Below are 10,865 nucleotides of genomic sequence, written 5' to 3'. Positions count from 1 at the left end.
AGAGGTGTATAAGAGACAGGACCGGAGCCGGGGGACGAGCGGCCGGTGCTGACCAACCGGCAGGGGCATCCGGTCTACGACAACCAGAATCAGCGGACGGTCGGGGCGCGGGGGCCGGCGACTCTGGAGAACTACCAGTTCCTGGAGAAGATCAGCCATTTCGACCGGGAGCGGATTCCGGAGCGGGTCGTGCATGCGAGGGGGGTGACCGCGTTCGGGTTCTTCGAGGCGTACGGCAGGTGGGGGGACGAGGCGGTCGGCGCCTTCACGCGGGCGAAGCTGTTCCAGGAGCGGGGGAAGCGGACGCCGATCGCGCTGCGGTTCTCGACCGTGATCGGGGGACGGGACTCGTCGGAGGCGGCGAGGGATCCTCGCGGGTTCGCCATCAAGTTCTACACCGAGGACGGCAACTGGGATCTCGTCGGGAACAACCTGGCGGTGTTCTTCATCCGGGACGCCATCAAGTTCCCCGATGTCATCCATGCGCTGAAGCCGGATCCGGTGACATTCCGGCAGGAGCCCAACCGGATCTTCGACTTCATGTCGCAGACGCCCGAGTCGATGCACATGCTCGTCAATCTGTTCAGCCCGCGCGGTATCCCGGCCGACTACCGGCATATGCAGGGGTTCGGCGTCAACACATATAAGTGGGTGAACCAGGCGGGCGAGACGCGGCTCGTCAAGTACCACTGGATGCCCAAGCAGGGTGTCCGGAGCATGACGGAGGAGGACGCGGCGGCCGTGCAGGCCGGTGACCTGGGGCACGCCACCAGGGATCTGCACGAGGCCATCGATCGGGGCGACTATCCCGAATGGGAGTTGCTCGTGCAGATGATGAGCGACGAGGAGCATCCGGAGCTGGACTTCGATCCGCTCGACGACACCAAGGTGTGGCCGGAGGACCGGTTCCCGGCGCTGCCGGTCGGGCGGATCGTGCTGGATCGGAATGTCGCCGACAACTTCGCCGAGAACGAGCAGATCTCGTTCGGCACCGGGGTGCTGGTGGACGGGCTGGACTTCTCGGACGACAAGATGCTCGTCGGACGGACGTTCTCGTACAGCGACACGCAGCGGCACCGGGTCGGGCCCAATTACCTGCAGTTGCCCGTGAACCAGGCGAGGTACGCGGACGTGCGGACCAATCAGCGCGATGGCCAGATGGTCTATCACGTGGATCGGGCTGGAGAGAACCCGCATGTGAACTACGAGCCGTCCATTACCGGGGGGCTGCGGGAGGGACAGTATCCGACGCACGACGAGCAGGGGCCGGAGATCCGGGGGCGGCTCACGCGCAAGCGGATTCCGCGGGCCAACGACTACAAGCAGGCGGGGCAGCGGTACCTGCTCATGGAGGACTGGGAGCGGGACGATCTGGTGCGCAATTTCGTCACGCTGCTGTCGCAGTGCGAGCGTCCGATCCAGGAGCGGATGGTGTGGCATTTCCTGCTGGTAGAGGACGACCTCGGGCTGCGGGTCGGTCAGGGGCTCGGGATCGGTCCGGATGATGTCACGCATTTGGAGCCGCTGGCGAGCCAGGATCTCACCGATGAGGACCGGGAGCGTCTGGGCAGGCTGGGCAAGAACGGGTCACGGGACGTCAGCGGGCTGAAAATGACGCACTGCGTTCCGGACGAGCGGGCCGTCCACCGGTTCAACGGTCCTACTTGAGGAGGGTGAGGAAACGTTGGTCAGGGCGTCGCGGACGGGTTCAGCGTCACCCGGTAGGCGCCGTCGGCGTGGCGGAGGCGGATCAGCTTCTTGTCGATCTTGCCGACGCTGGTCTTCGGGACTTCGGCGATGAAGGCCCAGCGTTCGGGGAGTTGCCAGCGGGCAACGTGGGCGGAGAGGAATTCGCGGAGTTCGCCCGCGGTCGCCGGATGGCCGTCACGGAGGACGACCAGAGCCAGGGGCCGCTCGCCCCATTTCTCGTCGGGGACGCCGATGACGGCGGCCTCGGCGACGGACGGGTGGCTCATGAGGTGGTTTTCGAGTTCGACCGAGGAGATCCATTCGCCGCCGGACTTGATGACGTCCTTGGCACGGTCGGTGAGGATGAGATAGCCGTCTGGCGTGATGTATCCGACGTCGCCGGTGCGCAGCCAGCCGTCATGGAATTTGTCCGGCGCTTCGACGCCGTGGTACGAGCCGGTGACCCAGGGCCCGCGGGTTTCCAGTTCGCCGACGGATTTGCCGTCGAAGGGGAGTTCCCTGTCTTCGTCGTCGATAAGGCGGGCCTCGACCTGGGCGAGGAGGCGGCCTTGGGAAAGGCGCATCTCCTGGCGGTCGGCGGGCGGCCGGGAGAAGGTGCCGAGGGGCGACGTCTCCGTCATACCCCAGGCGTGGAGGAGGGTGATGCCCAGGTCGTCGTACCCCTGCATCAGGGACGGCGGGCAGGCCGAACCGCCCACCACGGCCTCCTGAAGGGAGGTGATGTCGGACGGGTGCGTCCGGACGTGGTCCAGGAGGCCCTGCCAGACGGTCGGGACGCCCGCGCCCTTGTTCGGACGGGACGCGGCGATGAACGCGGCCAGCGGTTCGGGGGCCAGGAAGCGGTCGGGCATCGCCACGGAGGCGCCGGTGAGGAACGCGCTGTAGGGGAGGTTCCAGGCCAGCACGTGGAACTGGGGGACGATCGCCAGGAGGGTGTCGGCGGTCGAGAGCGCGAATGTGTCCGGCATGGCCACGGCCATCGACTGCAGGTAGATGGAGCGATGGCTGTAGACGACGCCCTTGGGGTCGTCCGTGGTGCCGGACGTGTAGCACATGGCGGCGGCCTGGTGCTCGCTCGTCTCGGGCCAGTCGTAGCCGGTCGGGTAGGGCTCCAGGAGGCTCGCGTAGGAGTGGACCTCGATGCCGTCGGGGGCCTGGAGGTCGGCGCGGCCGTTGACGATGACGTGCCGGATGCCCGGCATGTCGGGCAGGAGCGGCGCCAGGAGCGGGACGAGCGTGTCGTCCACGATCAGGATGCGGTCCCCGGCGTGCCGCGCGATCCAGGTGATCTGCTCGCCGGGCAGCCGGATGTTGAGCGGGTGCAGGACGGCGCCCATGCAGGGGACGGCGAAGTACGCCTCCAGGTGCTCCTGGTTGTTCCACATGAACGTCGCGACCGGGTCTCCGGGGGAGGCGCCGAGGGCGCGCAGCGCGTGGGCGAGGCGGGCGGCGTTCTCCCTGACCTGCGCGTAGGTGCCGCTCCGGGTGCCGGTGGGGGTCGCGGTCGTCACGGTGGACGTGGCGTGGACCGTCCCGCCGTGGTCGAGGATCCGCCTGATCCGCAGCGGAACGTCCTGCATGGTGCTGTGCATCAGCGGCCTCCGGTCACGTCGTTACCAGCTGACACTGGGATTGATGGCCGAGATTAGACCATCGCGCGCGAACGCGATAGAGGCATGTTACCGACGCGTAGGCCGGATGCGCTGCCTGATCCGGGCGACTTCCTTGCTGAGGCGCCGGTCCATCGCACGGGCGAAGTGCTCGTCCGCAACTGTCCTGGCCACGGGACGCATGCGCCCGACCAGCTCGGCCAGCCGGTCGAGTTCGTCCGGGGACGGCTCGTCGCCCAGACGGCCCAGCAGATGGCCGCGCACCAGCTCGACGAAGCTGAAGGCCATCCGGTCGAAGGCCGCCTCCAGCTCCCACGTCACCGCCAGGATCGCCGGGAGCGGGATCCCGGCCCGGACGAGCTGCGCGGTCGCGTCGAGCAGCCGAGGGCTGTTGACGACGACGCGGTCGCCGTCGAGCGTGATGTGACCGAGTTCGGCCGCCTCCGCGAGGACTTCCGCGGTCACCTGCCCGTCGAGGAGCTCCGACAGCTCGTCCAGCGACAGCGCGACGGTGCCGCGCTCCGACCACGGCGCGGCCGCCGCCCACTCGAAGCCGAGCAACTCCGTCACGTCTTGCCGCTGACCGGCGGCGGCGAGCAGTTCCTCGATGCCGTCCAGCCGGTAACCCCGGTCGAGCAGCCGGGCGATCAGGCGCAGGCGGTCCAGGTGGGACGTGGAGTACAGCGCGACCCTGCCCGCACGGCGCGGCGCCGGGAGCAGCCTTCGCTCCTGGTAGTAGCGCAGCGTCCGGACCGGGATCCCCGCCTCGGCTGCCAGCTCCTCGACGCGGTACTCGCGGTCGTCCATCGCGGCCCCCTCTGCGCTTGTGGCCCCCTCTGCGCTGCGGGCACCGACCTTAACAACTGGCGCTGTAATCATTGTCATGACGCCGGTACCTGGCCCGGGTGATGCGCCGGGTCGCCGGTTCGGAACGTGTGGCGGTACATCGACGGCGGGACGCCGATCGTGGCGATCAGGTGCTGGCGCAGGGACGCGGCCGTCCCGAAGCCGGCCTCCTCCGCGATGCGGTCCACCGGCAGATCGGTGGTCTCCAGCAGGCGGCGGGCCAGCTCGACGCGCTGCTGGGTCAGCCACTGGCCGGGCGTCGTCCCCACCTCGTTCCGGAAGCGGCGGGAGAACGTCCGGACGCTCATGCGCGCGTGGTCCGCGAGCTCGGTCAGCGGGATGGGCCGGTGGAGCTGCCCGAGCGCCCATTCCCTGGTCGCGGACGTGCTGGCCGCCGTCGACTCGGGGACGGGACGCTCGATGAACTGCGCCTGCCCGCCCTCGCGCCACGGCGGGACGACGCAGCGGCGGGCGACGCGGTTGGCCACCTCGCTGCCGTGGTCGCGGCGGACGATGTGCATGCACAGGTCGATCCCGGCGGCGACCCCGGCCGCGGTGAGGACGTTCCCGTCGTCCACGAACAGGACGTCCGGGTCGACGTCGACCTGGGGGAACATGCGCTGGAAGCGGTCCGCCTGGTTCCAGTGCGTGGTCGCCGGACGGCCGTCCAGCAGTCCGGCGGCGGCCAGGACGTACGACGCGGTGCAGATCGAGACGATCCGCGTCCCCGGACGGATCCGCTCGAACGCCTCGGCCAGCGGCGGAGGGAACCAGTCCTGCTCCTCCTCCGGACCGGAGCCGAAGGGTGGGATGATCAGAGTGTCGGCCGTCGGGACCGCCTCGGCGCCGTGCTCGACGGCCACGGCGAAGTCGGCGTTCGTCCGGACGGGCCCGCCGTCGAGGCTGCAGGTCAGCACCTCGTAGAGCGGTTCGCCGCGGTCGGACGCGGCGGTCGCGAAGATCCGGACCGGGATGCTCAGCTCGAAGGGGTACACGCCCTCAAGGGCCAGGACGACGACACGGTGCATGGCCAGATTCTGACATACATCGAATTCTGGCCAGTGCGATGCGCCGCGCCACGTCCGCTCGATCCAAAATGGTTGTTCATGTGCACGTGCATCTGCACTTGCACTAGGCTCTGGCTCCGGACGGGCGCAGACCTGGATGACGAGCGCAGACCTGGATGGAGTGGTGTTGACGCCAGCGCGGGACCAAGGGGCGCGACCGGGCGCGGGCACGCCCGCCGGGGGGCCGACGGTCCGGCGCATGCTGCTCGGGGCCAGGCTGCGCCGGCTCCGGGAGGCGAAGGGCCTGTCCCGCGAGGAGGCCGGGTACGCCATCCGGGGCAGCCACTCCAAGATCAGCCGGATGGAGCTCGGGCGCACCGCGTTCAAGGAGCGGGACGTCGCGGACCTGCTCGTCCTGTACGGCGTGACGGACGACGCCGAGCGGGAGTCGCTGCTGCGCCTCGCCAGGGAGGGCAACGCCCGCGGCTGGTGGTACCGCTACAGCGACATGATCCCCGTCTGGATGCAGTCGTACCTCGACCTGGAGGAGGCCGCCCGCTGCGTCCGCACCTACGATCCCTGCCAGATCCCGGAGCTGCTGCAGACCGAGGAGTACGCCCGGGTCAGCCTCACCGTCCGCGACGGGATCCGGGCGGGCACGACGCAGATCGAGATCGAGGACCGGATCACCGTCCGGCTCCTGCGCCAGCGGCATTTCGCGCGCTCCTCGAACCGGGCGTTCACGGCCGTGGTGGACGAGGCGGCGCTGCGGCGCTTCGTCGGCGGCAAGGGCCTGATCCGCAGGCAACTGGAGTACCTGGTGGAGCAGGGCGACTCCGCCGGGGTGGAGGTGAGGATCATCCCCGTCGACAGGACCTCGATCGTCCCGGTCGGGCAGCCGTTCACGGTGCTGCGGTTCGAGGATCAGGCCATCCCGGACGTCGTCTACATGGAGCTGCTCGCGACCGCCCTGTACCTCGACAAGCCCGCCGAGGCCGACGCGTACGAGCGGGCGTGGGAGCGGCTCGCCGGCGAGGCGCTCCCACCGGGCGCGAGCCGGAGACTGCTCACCGGTCTGCTCGAAACGATCTGACAGGGTCGCTTCGCCGCTGCCGCTAGTCCGCGTACTGCTGCGGGGTGAATCAGAGGGCCGGGTTGGCGGCCGGTCCTTCGGTGCTCAGCAGGACGACGGTGCTCGCATGTCCGGGCGCCAAAACGGAGCGGCGATCCGGGGTCAAGGCCGCCCGGACGCCCGCGAGCGACGCGGCCCCGCACGGACCGGCGGGCACGCCGAGCGCCGCCAGGTCCTGGACGGCGCGGACGGCTGCGGCGTCGGGGACGGCCACGGCGGCGTCCACGCCCGCGCGCAGAACGGGCCAGGCCAGGCCGGACGGGGTCGCGCAGTTCAGTCCCGCCATGATCGTCGAACCGGTCTCGACGGTCGTCGGACGGTCGTGGAGGAGGCTCGTCAGAACGCACGGCGCCGCCTCCGGTTCCACCGACAGCAGCGTGGGCGCGTCCTGTCCGGCGCGTTCGGCGCGTTCGGCGCGGTAGTGCGTGACGGCGGCCTGGGCCAGCGAGCCGACCCCGGCCGGGACGGCGACGAGGCCCGCCGGTTCCGCACCGGCCGCGCGCAACTGCTCGTCGATCTCGGCGAAGAGGGTGGAGTAGCCCTCCACGATCCAGCGGGGCGCCCGCTCGTACCCCGGCCAGCCGGTGTCCTGGATGAGCAGCGCGGACGTCCCGGCCGCACGGGCCGCGCGCCGGACCGCCTCGTCGTACGGCGCGGCGATCCTCGTCACCCGCGCCCCCTCCGCCTTGATCGCGTCGAACGCCGCCGGGTGGACTCCGTCCGGGACGAAGACGTCCGCGGCGAGGCCCAGCAGGCGCGCCATCGCGGCGACCGCGCGGCCGTGGTTGCCGTCGGTCGCGGTGACGAGGCGGACGGGCGGCTCCGCCCCGATCCGTTCGCGCAGACGATCGAGCGGATCAAGCGGATCGCCCACCCGAGCGCCGCCCCGAACGACCACCCGAGCGCCGCTCCGAGCGCCCACCGGAGCGCCGCCGACCCCTGCGCTCAGGGGCAGGTCGTAATGGTCGCACAGGGCTCTGTAGACGCCCCACGACGCGCCGAGGATCTTGAAGGCGGGCAGGCCGAGCCGGTGCGACTCGTCCTTGACGAAGACCCTGCCCACGCCCAGCTCGGCGGCCAAGGCGGGGAGTTCCGCGAGCGGTGTGCGCGCGTACCCGGGCAGCGCCTTGTGGAAGGCCGCGACGTCGCACGGCGCGGGCGGGCACGTCCAGGTCCTGGCGGCGGGACGTGCGAACCACGGCTCACGGACGAGCGGGGAGGCGACGGAGGCGGAGGTGAGAGCGGTGGTCATGGATCCCACGCTGCCGTAAGCCTCTTCCGTCGGTCCAGCGAATCTTTCCGAGCGATAATCATTAGGGAAACCGATGAATGTAGGCGCCCATGCTCGATCTCCATCGGCTCAGGCTGCTGCGTGAGCTGAAGCACCGCGGGACGCTCGCCGCCGTGGCCGCGGCGCTGTCCTACAGCCCGTCCTCGATCTCGCAGCAGCTGTCCGTCCTGGAACGGGAGGTCGGGGTCGCGCTGCTGGAGCCGGTGGGACGCCGGGTCCGGCTGACCGCGCAGGCCGAGATCCTCGTCGCGCACACCGAGGCGGTACTCGAACGGCTCGAACGCGCGGAGGCCGAACTCGCCGCGTCCCTGGAGGGCATCACGGGGGTGCTGCGCGTCGCGGCGTTCCAGACGGCCGCGCTCGCCTTGGTCCCGGACGCACTGAGCCTGCTCCGCGAGGCGCATCCGGGGCTCCGGGTCGAGGTCACGGAGCGCGAGCCGGAGATCGCGGTTCCTGCCCTGCTGGCACGTGACTTCGACCTGGTGGTTACCGAGGAGTATCCGGTGGATCCCAACCCTCGTCCGGCCGAAATCGAGTACGAGGAGCTCTGCGGGGACGAGGTCCGCCTGGCGCTCCCCGCCTCCCTGTCGCCACCGGGCCGGACGGAGATGGCGCTCCATGAACTGGCCGAACGGCCCTGGGTCATGGAACCGGTGGGCACCGCGGCCCGCAGATGGGCGATGCGGCTGTGCCGGGAGGCGGGATTCGAGCCCGACGTGCGGTTCGAGTCCACGGACCTCCTGCTCCACCTGCGTCTGGTGGAGCGCGGGCATGCCGTGGCGCTGCTGCCCGACCTCGTCTGGTCGGGCCGTCCGCCGACGGTCACCGTCCTGCCGCTGCCGGAGGATCGGCGCACCCGCCGCCTGTTCACCGCGACCCGCAGGGGCGGCGGTTCGCATCCGGCCATCCGGGCCTGCCGGGAGGCGCTCGTCGGAGGTGGGGCATTTGGAGGACGGAGCTAGCCTGGAGGTATGGGATTCGTGTCCCGCCACGGACGGCTCGGCACCCACAGGGGCCGCGGCGGGGAGCTCGCCGGACGCAGTGAACCCGCCGAAGCCCGCAGGTCAGAGCCCCCAAAACTAAGACTCCACCTTCTGGAATAGAATATTCCATTCTGCTAAAGTGGAGACACCTACACCGGCCGGGTGGAGACAGGACTACGGGTGTTATGAGGGTTAGCCCCACCAAGGTTGGGGGTTTTCCCCGATGGCGATGAGTTCTTCCAGTCGTCAGAGTCGTAGTTAGCAGCAGGGGAACGAGGACCCCTCCGCAGGAAGAAGGCACACGATGTCGAACGCGCAGAGCTTCACCTCGATGAGCACCTCCGATCTGGCCCTGATCCTCTTCAGTTCCCGGTTGCAGGCTTCCGACCATCCGTCCGCGGAGCAGGTCCGCATGGCCATCGACGCCCGGCTCTGCGACTGCGGCGAAGACCGTTCCGTGTGCGCCGCCCTGGTCGCCCAGGAGGCGGGCGACCACCCCGACACCTACGCCGCCCGGATGCGCTGGGCGCTCAGCACCGTGTCCCAGGTCTACGCCGCGGCGGCCTGAGCCACACCCCGTCCGCGCACCGGCGGGTTCCCACCCGGCGGAGCGACGGGACCACGGTCCGACCGAATCACGGTCCGACAGAACCACGAGCCGAACGAACTACGAGCCGAACGAACCACGGTCCGGCAGAACCACGGTCCGGCAGACCACATAAGAACCGGCGGGATCCCCACAGCACGACGAGGACCACGGCCGGCTCCCCGGAAAGAGGGAGAGTTCCGATGCGTTCAGCGTTCAGCGACAGGCCCGAGGACATCGTCCCCCGCACGCTCCGCGACCTTCTCGCCGCCGAGGCCGTCCAGGCCCCGCAGGCCGCGAACGAGAAGAGCCGACGTCGATCACGCAAGACCATGACCCTGCGCCGAGGCACATGACCGGGTCCGGCACCGCGTCGGTCAGTGCGACTTGGTCTTGGGCTTCTTCTTCTTTTGCTTCTTGTGGCCGCTGCCCGACTCCCACTCGTACCCGGGAGTGTGGTTCTTGCAGTAGCGATCGCTCACCTTGGTGTCGGTCGCGTCGTGCTCGCACCACCGCTTCTCCGAGCACGCGCTCAGCCCGAGCCCGGCGACCAGGACGGTCATCGCGAGCAGGGTGGAACGGGTCTTCAGCATGATCGGCCTTTCGGCTGGGAAATCCGCGCCCGGCCGAGAGTAACCCACATCCGCCCTGTTCACGTGGGACGAGCATCAGGCGCGAGCCCGTCCGGGATCACGCCGGGATCACGCCGGGGTCACGCCGCGCGCGGGGCGGGCGGTGGGCGCCGGCGGGGCGGTCGCCATGGGCCGGACGGGCCGTCCGCGAACTATGCTGGCGCCCGTGAGCGAAGAGGCGGCGGAGGACCAGAGCGGCACCCCCGGCGACGGCGGCGGCGGCCGTGAGTACCGCATCGCCGAGCTCGCGCGCGCGGCCGGCGTCCCGGTGCGGACGCTGCGCTACTACCAGGAGCGCAAGCTGCTGCCCCCGCCGCGTCGGGCCGGCCGCGTCGGCCTGTACTCCGCGGACCACCTGGTCCGCCTCCGCATGATCGGCAACCTGCTGGAGCGCGGGCACACGCTGGAGGGCATCCGCGAGCTGCTGTCGGCGTGGGAGCAGGGCCGCGACATCGGCGCCCTGCTCGGCGTCGAGAAGGCGGTCACGACCCCCTGGTCGAACGAGGTCCCGGTGACCATGACGCTGGACGAGCTGACGGCGCTGTTCCCCGGCGAGGTCGACCCGGGCGCCGTCGAGCGGGCCGTCGACCTGGGGCTCATCGAGGTGGACGGCGACCGCGTCACGCACTGGAGCCGCCGCCAGCTGGAGGCCACGGTCACTCTCGTCCGGGCCGGGGTGCCGCTGAAGGCGGTCCTGTCCGCCGGGCAGGAGCTCCAGCGCAGCATGGACGCCTTGGCCGCGATGTTCGTCCAGCTGATCGCGACGCACGTCGTCGGCCGCGCCGACGACCAGGACCTCGGCGAGCTCACCGACACGCTCGCCCGTCTGCGCCCCGGCGCCCAGGCCACCGTCGAGGCCGGCTTCGCGGCCGCCATGGACCGCCAGGTCCGCACGGCGATCGACCAGCTCCTCGGCCGCCTCGCCACCCCTTGAGCCCCGCGGCCTCGGGCCGCCTCGCCACCCCGTGAACCCCGGGCCTCGGCCGCCTCGCCCCTGAGCCCGCCTCGGCCGCCTCGCCACCCTCTGAGCCCACGGCCTCGGCCGCCTCGCCCCCCTGAGCCCGACCT

General features: G+C 70.5%; 11 protein-coding genes. 6 read left to right on the top strand and 5 right to left on the bottom strand.

What is annotated here, in order from left to right; all coding sequences use genetic code 11:
* Positions 1–45 precede the first annotated feature (45 nt).
* Positions 46–1,668, top strand: a complete 1,623-nt coding sequence (locus E1298_RS37395) for a catalase (RefSeq protein ID WP_207945076.1) — start codon at positions 46–48, stop codon at positions 1,666–1,668.
* Between the two features lie 20 nt (positions 1,669–1,688).
* On the opposite strand, the gene E1298_RS37390 is transcribed toward E1298_RS37395, so the two are convergent.
* From E1298_RS37390 to E1298_RS37380, 3 genes are all read right to left on the bottom strand, one after another.
* Entirely contained in the window at positions 1,689–3,302 is a 1,614-nt protein-coding gene (locus E1298_RS37390; RefSeq protein WP_131901908.1) for a long-chain fatty acid--CoA ligase, read from the bottom strand.
* Between the two features lie 87 nt (positions 3,303–3,389).
* On the bottom strand, positions 3,390–4,127 hold the full coding sequence (locus E1298_RS37385; RefSeq protein WP_131901906.1) for a MerR family transcriptional regulator: 738 nt from the start codon (positions 4,125–4,127) through the stop codon (positions 3,390–3,392).
* A 74-nt stretch (positions 4,128–4,201) separates the two neighbouring features.
* Positions 4,202–5,194, bottom strand: a complete 993-nt coding sequence (locus tag E1298_RS37380) for a GlxA family transcriptional regulator (RefSeq protein ID WP_131901904.1) — start codon at positions 5,192–5,194, stop codon at positions 4,202–4,204.
* A gap of 238 nt (positions 5,195–5,432) precedes the next feature.
* Between E1298_RS37380 and E1298_RS37375 the strand changes: the two genes are divergently transcribed.
* Complete coding sequence (locus E1298_RS37375; protein WP_243726045.1) at positions 5,433–6,266, top strand: helix-turn-helix domain-containing protein; 834 nt, start codon at positions 5,433–5,435, stop codon at positions 6,264–6,266.
* A gap of 49 nt (positions 6,267–6,315) precedes the next feature.
* On the opposite strand, the gene E1298_RS37370 is transcribed toward E1298_RS37375, so the two are convergent.
* On the bottom strand, positions 6,316–7,557 hold the full coding sequence (locus E1298_RS37370; RefSeq protein WP_131901900.1) for a pyridoxal-phosphate dependent enzyme: 1,242 nt from the start codon (positions 7,555–7,557) through the stop codon (positions 6,316–6,318).
* An 89-nt stretch (positions 7,558–7,646) separates the two neighbouring features.
* On the opposite strand from E1298_RS37370, the gene E1298_RS37365 reads away from it, so the two are divergent.
* The 3 genes from E1298_RS37365 to E1298_RS48745 all read left to right on the top strand — a co-directional run bounded on the left by E1298_RS37365 (position 7,647) and on the right by E1298_RS48745 (position 9,521).
* Positions 7,647–8,558, top strand: a complete 912-nt coding sequence (locus E1298_RS37365) for a LysR family transcriptional regulator (RefSeq protein ID WP_131901898.1) — start codon at positions 7,647–7,649, stop codon at positions 8,556–8,558.
* A 325-nt stretch (positions 8,559–8,883) separates the two neighbouring features.
* A complete protein-coding gene (locus E1298_RS37360) occupies positions 8,884–9,147 on the top strand; it encodes a hypothetical protein (RefSeq protein ID WP_207945075.1) in 264 nt (87 codons plus the stop codon).
* Between the two features lie 221 nt (positions 9,148–9,368).
* The gene (locus tag E1298_RS48745; RefSeq protein ID WP_165975861.1) at positions 9,369–9,521 is read left to right on the top strand and encodes a hypothetical protein; all 153 of its coding nucleotides are present in this window, start codon (positions 9,369–9,371) and stop codon (positions 9,519–9,521) included.
* A 21-nt stretch (positions 9,522–9,542) separates the two neighbouring features.
* On the opposite strand, the gene E1298_RS37355 is transcribed toward E1298_RS48745, so the two are convergent.
* Entirely contained in the window at positions 9,543–9,758 is a 216-nt protein-coding gene (locus E1298_RS37355; protein WP_131901896.1) for a hypothetical protein, read from the bottom strand.
* A gap of 205 nt (positions 9,759–9,963) precedes the next feature.
* Between E1298_RS37355 and E1298_RS37350 the strand changes: the two genes are divergently transcribed.
* Positions 9,964–10,731, top strand: coding sequence for a MerR family transcriptional regulator (locus E1298_RS37350; RefSeq protein WP_243726044.1), 768 nt, complete (start codon positions 9,964–9,966; stop codon positions 10,729–10,731).
* Positions 10,732–10,865: the final 134 nt, after the last annotated feature.

Origin of the sequence: Actinomadura rubrisoli (assembly GCF_004349215.1) — a bacterium.
In the GTDB taxonomy this organism is placed as follows: Bacteria; Actinomycetota; Actinomycetes; order Streptosporangiales; family Streptosporangiaceae; genus Spirillospora; species Spirillospora rubrisoli.
Note: the sequence above shows the minus strand (reverse complement) of the source record. Positions and strands in the feature narration are given on the sequence as shown.